General features: G+C 65.3%; 19 protein-coding genes. 13 read left to right on the forward strand and 6 right to left on the reverse strand.

The features are described 5' to 3' along the window. Positions 1-97 precede the first annotated feature (97 nt). Both LDB05_RS08655 and LDB05_RS08660 read left to right on the forward strand, forming a co-directional pair. A complete protein-coding gene (locus LDB05_RS08655) occupies positions 98-1,117 on the forward strand; it encodes an AIR synthase family protein (RefSeq protein WP_226007522.1) in 1,020 nt (339 codons plus the stop codon). A 135-nt stretch (positions 1,118-1,252) separates the two neighbouring features. Beyond that, complete coding sequence (locus LDB05_RS08660) at positions 1,253-1,966, forward strand: helix-turn-helix domain-containing protein (protein WP_226007523.1); 714 nt, start codon at positions 1,253-1,255, stop codon at positions 1,964-1,966. Between the two features lie 45 nt (positions 1,967-2,011). Here the strand turns inward: LDB05_RS08660 and LDB05_RS08665 are convergent, their stop codons facing one another. Together LDB05_RS08665 and LDB05_RS08670 are read right to left on the reverse strand one after the other, a co-directional pair. Next, positions 2,012-2,326: a HalOD1 output domain-containing protein gene (locus LDB05_RS08665; RefSeq protein ID WP_226007524.1), complete on the reverse strand. Its 315-nt coding sequence runs from the start codon at positions 2,324-2,326 to the stop codon at positions 2,012-2,014. A 223-nt stretch (positions 2,327-2,549) separates the two neighbouring features. Beyond that, positions 2,550-5,285, reverse strand: coding sequence for an AAA domain-containing protein (locus tag LDB05_RS08670; RefSeq protein WP_226007525.1), 2,736 nt, complete (start codon positions 5,283-5,285; stop codon positions 2,550-2,552). 219 nt (positions 5,286-5,504) lie between these two features. Here LDB05_RS08670 and LDB05_RS08675 point away from each other — a divergent pair, with 219 nt between their 5' ends. Then, complete coding sequence (locus LDB05_RS08675) at positions 5,505-6,074, forward strand: SPW repeat domain-containing protein (RefSeq protein WP_226007526.1); 570 nt, start codon at positions 5,505-5,507, stop codon at positions 6,072-6,074. Here LDB05_RS08675 and LDB05_RS08680 read toward each other — a convergent pair. Beyond that, entirely contained in the window at positions 6,071-6,325 is a 255-nt protein-coding gene (locus LDB05_RS08680) for a hypothetical protein (RefSeq protein WP_226007527.1), read from the reverse strand. The two genes, LDB05_RS08675 and LDB05_RS08680, sit on opposite strands and share 4 nt — an antisense overlap. Positions 6,326-6,480: 155 nt before the next feature. Here LDB05_RS08680 and LDB05_RS08685 point away from each other — a divergent pair, with 155 nt between their 5' ends. The 3 genes from LDB05_RS08685 (at position 6,481) to LDB05_RS08695 (ending at position 7,729) form a co-directional block, all read left to right on the forward strand. Then, positions 6,481-7,032 carry a hypothetical protein gene (locus LDB05_RS08685; protein WP_226007528.1) on the forward strand — a complete coding sequence of 184 codons (552 nt, stop codon included), beginning with the start codon at positions 6,481-6,483 and terminating at the stop codon, positions 7,030-7,032. Positions 7,033-7,118: 86 nt separating this feature from the next. Then, positions 7,119-7,523, forward strand: coding sequence for a nuclear transport factor 2 family protein (locus tag LDB05_RS08690; protein ID WP_226007529.1), 405 nt, complete (start codon positions 7,119-7,121; stop codon positions 7,521-7,523). Then, entirely contained in the window at positions 7,520-7,729 is a 210-nt protein-coding gene (locus LDB05_RS08695; RefSeq protein ID WP_226007530.1) for a hypothetical protein, read from the forward strand. The genes LDB05_RS08690 and LDB05_RS08695 overlap by 4 nt, the downstream gene beginning before the upstream one ends. A gap of 22 nt (positions 7,730-7,751) precedes the next feature. Here the strand turns inward: LDB05_RS08695 and LDB05_RS08700 are convergent, their stop codons facing one another. Together LDB05_RS08700 and LDB05_RS08705 are read right to left on the reverse strand one after the other, a co-directional pair. Continuing rightward, a complete protein-coding gene (locus tag LDB05_RS08700; protein WP_226007531.1) occupies positions 7,752-8,708 on the reverse strand; it encodes a zinc-dependent metalloprotease in 957 nt (318 codons plus the stop codon). Between the two features lie 75 nt (positions 8,709-8,783). Further along, positions 8,784-9,098 (reverse strand): hypothetical protein, encoded by a 315-nt coding sequence (locus tag LDB05_RS08705; RefSeq protein ID WP_226007532.1) that lies wholly within the window; start codon positions 9,096-9,098, stop codon positions 8,784-8,786. Positions 9,099-9,337: 239 nt separating this feature from the next. On the opposite strand from LDB05_RS08705, the gene LDB05_RS08710 reads away from it, so the two are divergent. The 5 genes from LDB05_RS08710 to LDB05_RS08730 all read left to right on the forward strand — a co-directional run bounded on the left by LDB05_RS08710 (position 9,338) and on the right by LDB05_RS08730 (position 12,313). Continuing rightward, complete coding sequence (locus tag LDB05_RS08710) at positions 9,338-9,565, forward strand: LSM domain-containing protein (protein ID WP_226007533.1); 228 nt, start codon at positions 9,338-9,340, stop codon at positions 9,563-9,565. Then, on the forward strand, positions 9,562-9,738 hold the full coding sequence (locus LDB05_RS08715; protein WP_006179941.1) for a 50S ribosomal protein L37e: 177 nt from the start codon (positions 9,562-9,564) through the stop codon (positions 9,736-9,738). The genes LDB05_RS08710 and LDB05_RS08715 overlap by 4 nt, the downstream gene beginning before the upstream one ends. A 132-nt stretch (positions 9,739-9,870) precedes the next feature. Continuing rightward, on the forward strand, positions 9,871-11,061 hold the full coding sequence (locus tag LDB05_RS08720; RefSeq protein WP_226007534.1) for a threonine synthase: 1,191 nt from the start codon (positions 9,871-9,873) through the stop codon (positions 11,059-11,061). 173 nt (positions 11,062-11,234) lie between these two features. Next, positions 11,235-11,408, forward strand: coding sequence for a hypothetical protein (locus LDB05_RS08725; protein WP_226007535.1), 174 nt, complete (start codon positions 11,235-11,237; stop codon positions 11,406-11,408). A 203-nt stretch (positions 11,409-11,611) separates the two neighbouring features. Further along, positions 11,612-12,313, forward strand: coding sequence for a phosphoglycerol geranylgeranyltransferase (locus tag LDB05_RS08730; protein ID WP_226007536.1), 702 nt, complete (start codon positions 11,612-11,614; stop codon positions 12,311-12,313). A gap of 144 nt (positions 12,314-12,457) precedes the next feature. On the opposite strand, the gene LDB05_RS08735 is transcribed toward LDB05_RS08730, so the two are convergent. Continuing rightward, entirely contained in the window at positions 12,458-13,243 is a 786-nt protein-coding gene (locus tag LDB05_RS08735) for an SIR2 family NAD-dependent protein deacylase (RefSeq protein ID WP_226007537.1), read from the reverse strand. Between the two features lie 59 nt (positions 13,244-13,302). Here LDB05_RS08735 and LDB05_RS08740 point away from each other — a divergent pair, with 59 nt between their 5' ends. After that, complete coding sequence (locus tag LDB05_RS08740; protein ID WP_226007538.1) at positions 13,303-13,449, forward strand: hypothetical protein; 147 nt, start codon at positions 13,303-13,305, stop codon at positions 13,447-13,449. Positions 13,450-13,518: 69 nt separating this feature from the next. Continuing rightward, positions 13,519-14,823 (forward strand): aspartate--tRNA(Asn) ligase, encoded by a 1,305-nt coding sequence (aspS, locus tag LDB05_RS08745; RefSeq protein ID WP_226007539.1) that lies wholly within the window; start codon positions 13,519-13,521, stop codon positions 14,821-14,823. Positions 14,824-14,873: the final 50 nt, after the last annotated feature.

Here is a 14,873-nt window from a genome sequence, read left to right on the forward strand (position 1 = left end):
GCGACGCCGCTCACGGTGCGAGGCGACGTAAGCACGATTTCCTCCGAAGAATGAATCCTTCGACAGCTACAAACCGTCCATCCACCCAGTTCGTGGTATGCCCGGCAAGGTGAGTCCCGACGATCTCCTCGCGTTCGTCTTCGAGCGGACGGGGGCGGCCGCGACGGACGAGACGATAGTACAGGGCCCCGCGGACGGCGAGGATGCCGCGGCGATCGACTGGCCCGACGGCGACGGGACGCTCGTAGTGAGCTCCGACCCCATCTCGCTGGCGGCCTCGCAGGTCGGCGAACTCGGCGTGTACGTCGCGTCGAACGACGTCGCCGTCTCGGGCGCGGACCCGCGCTGGCTGACGGCCGTCGTCTTGCTCCCCGGCGACGCAGACGGCGACGACACCGCCGACGGGTCGCTCATCGAGGAGATTTCCCACGACCTCGACGCGGCAGCCCGCGAGATCGGCGCGTCGATCGTCGGCGGCCACTCCGAGTACGTGGATCAACTCGAGCGCCCGATCCTCTCCCTGACAGCGATGGGCGCGACCGACCGGTTCGTCCCGACCGGCGGCGCGGAACCCGGCGATGCAGTGGTCCTCACCAAAGCGGCTGGGATCGAGGGAACGGCCATCCTCGCTGCCGACTTTGGCGACGAGCTCGATATCGACCCCGACGTTCGCGAACGCGCCGAGGGGTTCCTCGACGAGATCAGCGTCGTCCCGGACGCCCGGATCGTCCGCGAGTACGCGACGGCGATGCACGACCCGACGGAGGGCGGCGTCGCGGCCGGGTTGCTCGAGGTCGCGCGCGCATCCGGCGTCCGACTCGAGGTGGAGCGCGACGCCGTCCCCATCCGCGAGGAGACCGCGACGCTGTGTGAGGCCGTCGGCGTCGATCCGCTGCGGATCTTCGGCTCCGGGGCGTTACTCGCGACCGTTCTCGACGAGGAGGTCGAGGAGTGTCTCGCCGCGCTCGAGGACGCCGGTCTGGAAGGTACCGAAATCGGGACTGTACGTGCCCTCGATGGCGATGCACCCGAACTGGTTCTCGACGGTGAGTCGATCACCGAGCCGATCGAGGACGACCTCTATCCGCTCTGGGCGCAGGCCGACAGCGACGAGTGACCGGCGTCGATGGCCGTAATACCGTCCGCTCGATCACTGTCGACCGACTTTATTGACGGGCATTCGAGATGGTTTTTTGGGGAACGATTTTGAGAAACCGGTTCACATGAACAGGACGGTCACACGGATCCTCCAATGACAGATACGCAACGCGGCGAGCGAGCGTCTCCGGTACGAGAGATCGAGTTCGAGATCGACGAATCGGCGTATCCGTTCGTCTCCGCGTCGAACCGACTCGACTGCCGGATCGAGCTCGCGGAGATGCTTCCGCGCGGTGACGGAGAGTACGCCGAGTTTTTCACGGTCACCGACGGTGAGCCAGCGCAGGTCGACGACCTGGCCCGAGCCCACGAGAGCGTCGACACTCGGCTTCTCAGCGGGGGCGAAAACAGTGCCCTCTTCGAATTTCACGTTTCCGACGAGTGCCCCGCAGTAACCCTCGCCGAACTCGGGGCGCTTCCGCAGGTCGTTCGGGCCGAGGGCGGAACCGGCCGCATCGTTGCCGAAGTTCCGCCTCAGTACGATGCCGTCGCGATCACCGACTCGTTTCTCGACCGCGTTCCGGAAGCGGAATTCAGCGCGAAGCGCGAGACGGACTCGCTCACGACGCCGTTCAGTCGAACCGGATTTCGGCGGGAATTGCGCTCGAGACTGACGGAGCGACAACGCGAAGTGCTCGAGGCAGCGTTCGAGGCCGGCTACTACGAGTGGCCCCGCGAGTGTTCGGGCGAGGCGGTCGCGGCCGAACTCGGAATCAGCTCGCCCACGTTTTCGGAACACATTCACGCCGCCGAGCGCAAACTCCTCACGATGGTGTTCGAGGAATCGCGGAACCGAAACGGGACGTGACGAAGCGCTGGAAACCAGCGATTCGGCGGCCGTGAGAGTCCGGGTTCATTTGCACGGAGCGACGACGACCCGGCCGTCCCCGTGGACGTCGACGGCACAGTCCTCGAACTGAAACGAGAGTCGAGTCGGTCCTTCGCGAGCACCCGCATGGGTGACGAACCGATTCACGGCCTCCGGGTCGAGGACGTCGTACAGGGGTCGCATCTCCATCGGGTCCGTCCCCGTCACTGCCGCGACCCCTCGAACGATAGCCGGCGTCGGCACGTCGGTCGCGGTCCAATCGTGCCGCGCAGTGTACACCTCGCCCTCGGGATCGTCGGCTGGCGAACCCGCGCCCGACGTCGTGTCTTTTCGTGTCACAAAATCACCCTCGCAACGTGTGAACCTGAGACTAGCTACTGGTATAGCTTGCATCCCTACAACTCGAGGGCTGGGCTCGAATGACCGCACACTGATCCACACTCGATGGCGAGCCGGTGGTCGGCCGCGCAGCTATCGTAGCCACTGCATACCTGATCGCACGAGAGCTGTGCGATCAGTGTGTAATAGATGCAGTCGGTACGATACCGGTCACGGATTCGGCTTACTGCCGCGCCCACTCGAGCATTCGCTCGTAAACGGGATCGGACGCGAGCGCTTGCGAGTCGCCGACCAGCACCAGCGCGCGTTTCGGTCGCGTCAGTGCCACGTTGATCCGGCGATAGTCCTCGAAGATCGGCCCCTCGAGCGAGCCGGTCGCGGTGAAGGAGACGACGATGACCTCCTGACTCGAGCCCTGGAAGCGATCCACGGTGTCGACGGCGACATCGTCGGGGACGTGGTTCGAGATTTCCGAGACCTGGGCTCGGAAGGGTGCGATGACGCCGATGTCGGTGCGATCGAGTCCCGCGGCCTCGTAGCGCTCGATGAGCTCCGCGATCCGCGCGGCCTCCTCGCTGTCGGTGTACTGGCTTCGGTCGCCCTCGACGTCGACGAACGAGACCGGATCCCGCAGGTGCTCGGGAAGCTCGTCCCGGGAGACGCCCTCGAGATCGTCCAGATTCCGGGCGGCGACCTCGGACGTCGCGGGCCGGAGTCGCCCGTCGTAGAACTCGTTCGAGGCGAAGACCTGGATGCGCTGGTTCATCCGATACTGGCGGTCGAGCATCACGCCGGCCTCGGGGTGAAGGTCGACGAGCCGTTCGAACAGCGACTCGGTGAGGTCGTTTTCGGCCCGGACGACGGGCGGAAGCTGTTCGTGATCGCCGACCAGGACGAACCGTTCAGCCAGGTTGATCGCCGCGCAGGTTCCGGGTTCGGTGAGCTGGGCCGCCTCGTCGACCAGCGCCACGTCGAACGCCTGCTCTTTCATCACCCGCGAGCCGCAGGTCGACGTCGTCGCCGCCACGACCTGCGCGTTCTGTAACTTCGCGACGCGGTCTTCGGGATCGCCCGCCCGCTCGAGCCGGTACGGTTCCATGTCGTCGCGGATGCCGCTCTCCGACCCCACGCGAACGACCCGACCCTCGTCGATCACGTCGTCCAACTGTTCGAGCAGGGCCTCGAGCGCGTTGTCCACGGCGCGGTTGGTAAAGGCGGAGAGCAGGACCCGCTCGCCGCGTTCGACCATCGCGCGGATCGCGCGGGCGATGGTGTAGGTCTTCCCGGTGCCCGGCGGCCCGTGGATCAGCGCGCAGTCCGCCGCACCGACGGCCTTCGTGACGGCCTCGTTCTGTTTCTCGTTGTTGTCGATGAACGTCTCATCGATCTCCTTGAATTCGGGATCTGCGCGGCCGAACAGGACGTCCTTGCGCCGCTCGTTTCCCTTCAGGAGCGCGTCGTGCATCGCGACGAGCAGCCGATCGGTCGTCAGTTCGGAGGGATACACGTCGAGTCGCGTGACCTCGACCGGTTCGTCCGCCGTGATCACGATTTCGTCGTCCAGACGTTCGATCCGAGCGAGTTCGGAGTCGCCACGAACCGGGTCCCCGTCGCTCGCCAGCACCAGATCCCCTTCCCGGAGCTTCGAGTTCGCACCGCCCGTGTTGCGCGCCCTGAGTTCCCAGCGACCCTCGTCGAGCGGCCGTTTCTCGACGAACTCGAGGTCGATCAGCGCGCGGTCGTCGTCGGCCCGCTCCTCGGCCGTCTGCTCCCAGAGCTTGGCGTACTCGCGGTGGACCTCCCGGCGCTCCTCCTCGATGGCCCGGTAGAAGCGGTCGAAGTACTCGAGTTCCTCGTCGGGTAACGGTTTCCCGATCTGTCCGGCTTTCGACTCCTGATCCAGTCGCCCGGAGACGACCATGCAGGTGTCCTGCTCGAAGCAGTACTCGCACTTCGCGTCGGCCTCGTAGCCCGTCGGGATGTCGCCCGACATCTCTTTCGCCGCGATCTCGTTTCGCAGTCGGACGACGTACTTCAGTAGCCCCTCGCCCATCGTGAACTCCTTCGCCGGATCGAGATCGCCGGTCTCCTCGTTGCGATCCAACACCGAATTCTTCGTATAGAGCAGGGTTCCGATATCGACGTCGCCGCCGTGTTCCTCGAGCAGGAGGGCGTAGCACGCCGCCTGCACCTTGTCCTTGAATCGCGGCTCCTTTTTCAGGTTCTTCCCGGTCTTGAGTTCGACCGGTGCCCCGCGGCGGACGGCGTCGGCCCGCCCGCGGATGCCGAACGTCTCGCTGATGAGCAACTGTTCCGAGCGCCAGACGTCCTCCGCCTCGTCCAACCGCCCCTGCTGAAGCCAGCCCTCGATCGCCGTGGCGTTCTCTCGAACGTCCTCGGCGACGGCGTCGGCCGTCTCGCCGAGCAGTCCCAGCTGGAGGCCTCGTTCTTCGACGCGAGCGTCGATCGATTCCTCGAGGTCGCGGCCGCGCAGCAGGTCGCCGAAGACCTCGTGGACGAGCGTCCCCTTCACGACGGGGTAGTTCAGCGGCACCCCCGAGAGCTTGTTCAGGTAGTACAGCCGGGGACACTCGACCCAGTTGCGGATCGACGTCACGCTCACGAGGAAGGACGGCTCGACGACGACGTAGGACTCCCCCGTCGTCGCGTACTGCGTCTCGCCCTGGTACTCCTCTTCTTTCGCGTTCGTCACGAGCAACTCCATTCCCGGCTCGAGCAGCGCCGCCGACTCGGTCCACTTGTTCCACAGGGTCACCGTCGTCGTCTCGCGGCCGTCCGCGATCGTCGCCGTTCCGCCGTCGCCTCGAGCCGCTGCTGCATCGCCGTTCGGGGCGTCGTCGGCCGGCCGAAGCGGCACTTCCGCGAGATCGCTCTCGCCGTAGCTCGTCGATACCGACCGCACGTCGACCTCGCCCGCGACGGTTCCGCGTACGTGCACAGCTATCGTCAACGGTCGAGCGATCAAAAACGCTATCGGTCGGCGCGGAGCGGACGGTGCCACGTTCGTTTCGGCCCGTTTCGTCCGCCGGGAGAATCGTTCCGTTCCGGCTCCCGTCCCGGTAAAATCGAGTTACCGACCGTCTCGGACTCGTTGGATCGCCGCTGCCAGTGGAACGGACGGGGCGCTTTTGCAATCCGAAACCGTACGCTCGATGCCATGAGTGACCCGAACGGCGACGACCACCGGACGAGCGACGAGTCCGAAACCGGAGCCGATAGCGGGACCGACGGACCGACCGACCGACGTGAAACGGCGGCGGCCGATATCGACTCCGGCACCGGGATCGGAGACGGCGAGCGCTCCGGGGGACGCGATCCGCGCGACGAGTCGACACGAGTCGCGAACGAGGAGCGACGGCGCAAGACCTCAGTCCTGAGCCTGCTCGTCGCCGTCCTCGGTGCGTGGGTCGCCCTCTCGGTGCTCATCTTCGATACCGAAGCGGCCCCGCTGTGGAACGATGTCCTCGTCGGACTCGTCGTCGCCGTCGCCGCCGGCTACAACTACTACCGGGTGACCAACGACGTCCCGCTCAGTACCGGTATCGCGACTCTGGTCGCCGTCCTCGGTATCTGGCTGATCGTCTCGGCCGCGCTGCTCGAGATGACCGGTGTCCTCTTCTGGAGCACCCTCGCGACCGGACTCCTGATCGCTGGAGTGGCAGGATACAACGCCTACGAGGCCCGCGAGGCGCGGGCGGTCGCGACCGACTCCGGAGTGGACGCTTAGGCCCGCTCCGGGCCGTACTCCGTCTCGAGCCGAGCGACGCGGTGTTCGGCGGCGTGGTGGCCCATCGCGACGACCGAAAACCCGATCATGACGACGGCGAAGGTAACCGAGACGGCCGGGGAAACGCCGTTAACGTAACTATTGAATACCTGACCGAGCGCCAGCGCGAGCGGTGCGAGCGTCAACAGCGCGCTCTTGATGGGCGTGGCGCGAAACAGTTCGACGAGCGAGAGTGAGTGGCGACCGGACATAGGGAAAGCGTCGGTTACCGTCCCTGTGGGGGGAGCCGTCGTATTCCTTTTGGTTCGGGCGGACCGAATCGGACGTTTCGAGGACCGACAGTCGTCTCGTGGCGTCTTTCGGTGCAACCGATACGTTCATTCTGCCGGCGGCCCAACGATCACGTATGCGGATTCGCGAGTGGCAGGACGTACTCGAGGACGTCACCGATCGAAGCGTCGATCCGGAGGACTGGCGAGCGGTCGCCGGTGACCGTGCCGGCGGCGTCGGCGAAGACATGTACCTCGCGCATCCCCGTGCCGGCGTCTTCTTCCTGAAGACGTACGCGAAGAACCCGTACGAGGTCCGCGGCGTCGGCACGCAGGTCGCCCGCAGCCTCGACGACGAGATCGGGGCGTTCATGCCCGAACAGGACTCTGGCGGCCGCTTTGCGGTCCAGTCGCCGCCGGAAGACGAGGACCAGGCCGAGACGGTGGGGAAGCGTCTCGAGACGGTCCTCGAGACCCACGCGGACGCGCCGACCCGACCGCAGGACCTCTTCGACGACGTCATGGAGGCCCTCGAGAGCCCCGCGTTCGGGCCGATGGAGTACGACCAGTACGCTCGGCCCGACGAACTCGAGGACCTCGCCGACCGATTCGAAGAAGCCGACGAACTGCTGAACTCGGAACTAGAAGACCTGATCGAAACGGACGAGGTCGATCGGGGCTTCATGTAACTCGTCGGAAACGATAGCAACACACACGGCCGCCGCCTGCGTCTGCGTCCGGTGACTCTTTGGGATCGGACTTCGACCGTAGACCCATGCCACCGAGCGCGAGCCCCGAGGCCGTCGTCCGCGACTATTACGACGCGCTCCGCGATAACGAGCCTCTGGCCCCGTACTTTCTCGCGGACGAGTCGACCGTCAAGTTCGGTATCAGCGAGTCGCTCTTCGGCGGCGACGACGTCGCTGCGGCTCTCGCGGAACAGAGGGAGACGACCGCAGAGTGGCACGTCCAGAGCCGGAACCTCGTCGTGACCGAACGGAACGGGTTCGCGACGGTCGCCGACGAGGTGACGATGGCCTGGACCGACGTGACGACCGGAGAACGACACCGGTTCGACAGCCGCTGGAGCGGCACGTTAGTCGAAGTATCAGATGATGACTCGAGCGCAAGCGACTGGCAGTTCGTCACGATGCACGTCAGCGCGCCCCACGAACTATGAGCCGGGATCGTGGTCCCTCGCGCTCGAGCACCGTGACGGACGCTGCCGGCCAGCTCAAAGCTGCCTTCGTCCTGCTTGTCGGCCTCTCCGGCGGCCTGATCGCCGTCCAGAGCGACGCCTCGTTGCCCGTGATCGGCGCGGCGATACTCGGGGGCATCGTCGCGGGCGGCGCGTTGCTCTGGTATCTGATCTGGATTACGACGTGATTCGAATCGAGACCGGTGCCTCTCAGCGATCGACGCGCTGGATCCACGTCCCCGGCGCGTCGAGTTCGTCGTGGCTGGGGAGGTACTCCGGCCCCTCCCAGACCAGGCTCGCCGTCTCGAGGTCGCGGACGGCGACGACGTGCTCGAAGAAGTTCTTGCCGCGTCTGTACTGGCGTTCCTTGAGCCCGAGGCCGAGCAGGCGACGGAAGAGCTTCTGGAGGGGGCCCCGCCCCTGCCGGCGCTCGTCGAGCTTGCGCCGCAGGTCCTCGTACTCCTCGTCGAAGGCGTGGTCCATCAGGAGTTCGGCGTACCCCTCGACGACGGTCATCGCCGCGTCGAGGTCCCGGAACGCGTCTCGATCGAACGAACCTTCCGAGAGCTTCGCGATCCCGTCTTCCATCCGAGTCTCGAGGTGGTCTGAGAGCCACGGCGCGGCCCCGAACTCGGCGGCGTGGGTCACCTCGTGGAAGGCGATCCAGCGGCGGAACCGATCGGCGTCGACGTCGATTTTCGCGGCTGCGTTGAGGATGTTCGGTCGGACGAAGTACAGCGCGTGCTCGTCCGTCGGCGCGTCAGCCAGCAGGAGGGGATCGTACTGGCCGAGGACGTTCCGGCCGAGGAAGGAGAGCAGGACGGTCATCGTCCCCGTATTGATCGTCCGCGCGACCGCGGGGAACGCGCCCGTATGCGTCTCGAGCGTGCTCATGACGCGCTCGAAGGTGGCGACGTTGGCGTCGATCCAGTGGTGGCGGTTCTGGATTTCGACGGTCTCCGGCACGTCGAACTCGACGCCGGAGACCGTCCGCACGGCTGCTCGAGCATCCCGGACGTCGCGAGCGTAGGCCTCGCTCTCCCCGGGCTCGAGATCGATCGATCCGGGATCCGTCGCCGCTTTGGCGGCGTCGGCGGCCGACCGCCAGTCGATCGCGTCGTCACCGGACGCCCCGGCAACCGCCCGGGCGCTACGATAGAGATTCACGACTGTCCGTACGGCGAGGACGCGCAAAAGCGTTCGGCTCGGTCCGAGGGCGGCGAGCGGACCGCCGGCAGCCGATCAGTTGACGATGACGTCGGGTTCCTCTTCGGTCTCGAGGTCCGGTTCCTCGTCACCGCCGCGGAACTTCTTCGCGGCGGCGGCGATGGCGACGAGGACGACGAGCGCGACGACCGCGCCGACGGCGCTCTTGCCCGCACCACCGGACTCCTCGTCGGTCGACCCGTCCTCGTCGGTCTCGGCCGCGGGTTCGGATTCGGTCTCCGACGTCGACTCGATACCACCGATCGGCAGCGCTTTGCCGATCGATCCCAGCCCGAACTGTGGTTCGCCGTCGAAGTGCAACTCGATGAGGGTGAATTTCTTGTCACTCATGCGTGGACGGTCAACGAGAGTTCACTTAGCCGTTTGGTTAGGTCCACCTTATTGATGTCAGATGGAACGACGGCGGACGGCAGTCGTCCCGCTCCGGTCGGATCGACAGTCCGGACCTCCATCGGCCGATATACTGTTGCTTGCCACCAGTGATCGTGCTTCGTGAACCACTCGCTCGTCCGACGGTAATCGGACTCCGGACCGGTACGATTAAGTGTCCATCACCTGCGGTGTTGCGTATGAGTGGACGACCGCTGGACGTCCTCGAGGCGTCACTCGGCGACCGCGTGACAGTGCGACTCAAGAGTGGCGACGAGTACGTCGGTGACCTCGCTGGCTACGACCAACACATGAACCTCGTCCTCGACGACGTGGCGATTCCCGGACCCGACGGGCTCGAGGAGGAGGCGCCGGTCGAAGACACAACCATTATACGCGGCGATAACGTCGTTTCGATCACTCCATGACTGGTGCAGGAACCCCGAGCCAAGGAAAGAAGAACAAGACGACCCACACGAAGTGTCGTCGCTGCGGAGAGAAATCGTATCACACGAAGAAGAAGGAGTGCTCGTCCTGTGGCTTTGGCAAATCCGCCAAACGCCGCGGATACGAGTGGCAGTCGAAATCCGGCGACAACTGATCTCTCCGTTCTCCCCCTCCGATTCTTCAGCGTTCTCGAGTTACCGCACAGTCACGACCGTCTCTAGTCGAATATCGGTGCCGATGGGTGGCCGATGAACAACCCTTAGTTCCGAGCCCCGAAGGGAGTCGTATGGAGACGACAGACGCCTTCGCCGGCCTCGAGTGTGTCGACTGCGGAGCCACCGTCGGCGCGACCGAGACCCACCGCTGTCCGGACTGCGGCGGGTCGCTCGACCCGACCTACGAGTACGACGCGATCGATCTCGACCGGGAGACCCTCGCATCGCGGCCGCTGGACTCGCAGTGGCGCTACGACGAACTGTTACCGTTCGCCCGCGAGTCGGCGGTCACGACGAACGAGGGGGCGACGCCGCTGGTCGACTGTCCCGATCTGGCGGCCGAACTCGGCGTCGAACGGGTGCTCATCAAAGACGAGGGCCGGAATCCGACGGGAACGAGCAAGGACCGCGGTGCGTCCGTCGCCGTCACCGCGGCGGTCCACCACGGCGCGACCGACGTCGCGCTCCCCTCGACGGGCAACGGCGGACAGGCCGTCGCGGCCTACGCCGGCCGCGCGGGACTCGAGTCGCACGCGTATCTCCCCTCGCGATCCGGCTTCACGAACAAGGCCATGGTCAACGTCCACGGCGGCGATATGAACGTCGTCGGCGGCCGGTTCGGCGATGCCGTCGGCGCGTTCGAGGAAGGACTCGAGGAACACGACGACTGGTACTCGCTGCGGTCGTTCGACACCCCCTATCGCCACGAGGGCGCGAAGACGCTGTTCTACGAACTCGTCGAGCAACTCGAGTGGACCGTTCCCGACGCGATCTGTTATCCCACGGGGGCGGGAACCGGTCTCGTCGGACTCGGCAAGGCCGCGACGGAGTACCGAAAACTCGGGCTGATCGACGATCTGCCCGCCCTCTACGCTGCCCAGGCGTCGGGCTGTGCCCCCATCGTCGAGGCGTTCGACGACGGCCGCGACGACCACGATCCCGTCGAGCATCCCGACACCATCTGTGGCGAGCTCGAGATTCCGGATCCCGCGGCCGGCCGGCGAGTCCTCGAGGCGATCCGGGAGACCGACGGCGGCGCGGTCGCGACCGAAGACCCGGACATTCTCGAGTCTGCCGTGCAGGTGGCTCAGACGACGGGACTCGAACTCATTCCAAGCGCAGCGGCGGCCGCGAGCGGCGCGTGGAAGCTCGCAGAGCGCGGAACGTTCGACGGCGACGAGACGGTCGTCATCGTCAACACCGGCTCCGGCAACAAGGAGGCCGACGTGTTGCGCAGCCACCTGATGAGTCAGGGAGTCTAGCGTCGGTTCCGTCTCGACTCGTGTAGTACCAGGGAATATCGCAGAGTAGAGCACCTCGAGGCGGAAACGAGTGAAGCCATACGAACCGGCAGCAGGGACTAGGCCACCGACGAACCCGAACTCTTTCACCGACAGAGCCTTGTTCGGGAGACGAGTAGACGGAGTGAGCATCAATGTGTGAACATTCACCAGAGTGTTCGAACGGGGTCTCGTGCCAGCTCGTCCTCGAGAACGGGCAGACTGGTCTCGAGACTGCCGAATACTACTGCAAAGCACACCTCGTGCTACGGATCTGGGAGGTCGAAAACGACAGCTCCATGCGAGCCGTCAGCGCCGAGCAACTGTAGCTCGGCCGAGCTCGTCGAACACTCCCCTGGAGGCCGCCGGTGTACCGTCGCAGGTGCGCCGGTGGTCGCGACCGAGTACGTCCGCGACCATCGTCGACACTCGAGCGAATCGGCAGATAACGACTGATACCCGTCGGAACCTGTAATTCTCGAGGCGGGGCCGTTCCGTAGCGCTTTTGCTGGTTGTCGGGAAACGACGCGGTATGACTACCCCCTGGGACGACTGGAACCACATTCTCAAGATCGACCCGGACAAGGAGTTACCCGAGGGCGTTACCTACGGTGACCTCTGCGCCACGGGTACCGACGCGATCGAGGTCGGCGGGACGATGGGCATCACCGAGGAGAACATGAGCGCCGTCATCGACGCCTGCGCCGAACACGACGTCGCCCTCTATCAGGAACCGTCGAATCCCGACGTCGTCCTCGAGGACGACGCGCTGGACGGCTACCTCATCCCGACCGTCTTCAACGCCGGCTCGCCGTTCTGGATCACCGAAGCGCACAAGGAGTGGGTCCGACTCGAGGGCGATCTCGACTGGGAGCGAACGACGACCGAGGCGTACATCGTGATGAACCCCGAGGCCGACGTCGCGACGCTGACGGAGGCGAACTGCGACCTCGACGCCGACGACGTCGGTGCCTACGCGACGGTCGCCGAACACATGTTCGGGCAGGAGATCGTGTACGTCGAGTACTCCGGCATGCTCGGCGACGAAGGGGTCGTCGAAGCCGCCGCCGAGGCCACCGACGAGTCGACGCTGTTCTACGGCGGCGGGATCCACGACTACGACTCGGCGTACGCGATGGCCCAGTACGCCGACGTCATCGTCGTCGGGGACCTCGCGCACGACGAGGGTATCGATGCGGTTCGGGAAACAGTCGAGGCGGCCAACGACGTCTGACGCGCGGACCGTTTCAGTGGCCGTCCGACTGGATACCATACCACTCGCCTCAACGGATCTCAACTGGTTTGTCGATCCGTTGTGTACGGGAGTACACGAATCTCGTCGTCACCGTCGGTACCTAACCGGCTGTCCGACTCCCTGTTACTCGAGAACGAGGTCCCGTAACCGAGGAAGGGCGTCCGTCACGTCTTCCCGATAGACGATGTCCGCGATACCGTCACACGGGGTCGACTCGAGATTGACGATCCCGACCGTCGCGCCGGTCGACGCGGCGAGTCGGGGCAGCGAGGCGGCGGGCTCCACGACGAGCGACGACCCGATCGCGAGGAAGACGTCGCTGTCGCGGGCGAGCGACCGCGCACGCTGGATGACGGCCCCCGGCAGCTGTTCGCCGAAGAGGACGACGTCCGGTTTGAAGACGCCCCCGCAGTCACAGGTCGGTGGCAGCTCGCCGTCGGCCGCGCGCTCGAAGATCGGATCGCCGTCCCTGCGCTTTCCGCACTCGGTACAGCGAACCCGCTGGGAGTTGCCGTGGAGTTCGAGGATGGTCGCCTCTTCGTCAGTTTCCGCGCCGCCCGTTTCGTTACTGGCCGCCGCCGCCTCGCCGTGTAACCCGTCCGTGTTCTGGGTCAAGATCGCCTCGAGATCGCCGTCTCGCCCCATCGCGGCCAGCGCTTCGTGGGCCGCGTTCGGCTCGAAGTCGCCGTCGAACATCTCCCGCTGGAGCTCGACGCGGTCGGTCCAGAACCCTTCGGGATCGCGCTGGAACCGGCCGTAGGCGAACTGTCCCTCGTCGAATTTGTCCCAGACGCCGTCGTCGCCGCGGAACGTCGGCACGCCCGATGGTGCCGAGATACCGGCCCCGGTGAAGGCCACGACCGTGTCCGCGCTTCGGACGTCGTCGGCGAGTCGCTCGAGATCGCTCATACAGCCCAGCAGTGTGTCGGGCGACAAAAATACGAAGGACGAGGACGTTTCTTCCACCGATGACCGATCGGGATCCACTGGTCGAGCTCGTCGGACTACTCGACGACGAGCGTGTCGTGAAATGCCGAGAGCGAGCGCAGCAGTTCCGTCGCTCCGTCGACGGGGAATTCGAACGGACTGCGGGAGCGCTCGAGGAGATCGAGTGAATCCGATCGGCGAGACGAGCGCGACTCCGAACGACTGCGCTTAAGTTCCGCCTGCGTGAATCAGGTGGTATGCAGGATAGAACCTACACTGCCGACGCCGAGCCGGGTGACCACGTGACGGTCGCCGGCTGGGTCCACGAGATCCGCGATCTCGGGGGCATCGCATTCCTGATTCTCCGGGACACTTCCGGGAAGATCCAGATCAAGTTCGAAAAGGACGAGATGGACGACGAGCTCGTCGAAACGGGGCTCGACGCCTCCCGCGAGAGCGTCGTCAAGGTCTCCGGCGCGGTCGAGGAGGAGCCGCGCGCGCCGACGGGCGTCGAAGTCACGCCCGACGCCGTCGAGGTCATCGCGCCCGCCGATCCCGAACTGCCGCTCGATCCCTCGGAGAAGGTCGACGCCGACCTTTCAACGCGACTGGACAACCGCACACTCGACCTCCGAAAGGACGACGTTCAGACGATTTTCGAGATTCGCTCGGACGTGCTGCGGGCCGTCCGCGACCAGTTCCGCGAGTTCGACTGTACGGAGATCAACACGCCGAAAATCGTCGCCACCGGGACGGAGGGCGGTACCGAACTCTTCCCGATCACCTACTTCGGCGAGGAGGCCTTCATGAACCAGTCGCCGCAGTTGTTCAAGCAGCTGATCGCGGGCTCGAACGTCGAGCGCGTCTTCGAGATCGGTCCGATCTTCCGCGCCGAGGAACACAACACGCCCCGACACCTGAACGAGGCCACCTCGATCGACTTCGAGGGCGCATTCTGTGATCACACCGACGCCATGGACGTCGCCGAAGGCATCGTCAAAGCGTCCTACGAGGCAGTGCAGGAGAACTTCGGCGACGAACTCGAGGCGCTCGACCTCGCCGAGGACTTCGAGGTTCCAGAGGGTGATTTCCCCCGTATCAGCTACGAGGAGGCCATCGAACGCATCAACGCGACGGGCGAACTCGACGAGCAACTCGTCTGGGGCGACGATCTCTCGACGCCGGCCGAGGAAGCCCTCGGTCAGGACGTCGGGGGCCATTACTTCATCACCGATTGGCCAAGCGAGATCAAGCCGTTCTACATCAAGGATCACGACGACGATCCGGAGCTGTCGACCGGCTTCGACCTGATGCACCCGCGCATGGAACTGGTCTCGGGCGGCCAGCGCGAACACCGCCACGAGAAGCTCATCGAGGGCTTCGAACAGCAGGGCCTCGACCCCGACCAGTTCGAGTACTACACGAAGATGTTCAAGTACGGCATGCCGCCCCACGCCGGCTTCGGCCTCGGCGGCGAGCGCCTGATCATGACGATCCTCGGACTCGACAACATCCGAGAAGCGGTGCTGTTCCCGCGAGACCGGCAGCGACTGAGTCCATAGGACTCTTCGCGACCCGGAAACGGGATTCATGTTGACTTTTTCGCATCGAA

Origin of the sequence: Natrinema salinisoli, assembly GCF_020405205.1 — an archaeon.
GTDB lineage: Archaea > Halobacteriota > Halobacteria > Halobacteriales > Natrialbaceae > Natrinema > Natrinema salinisoli.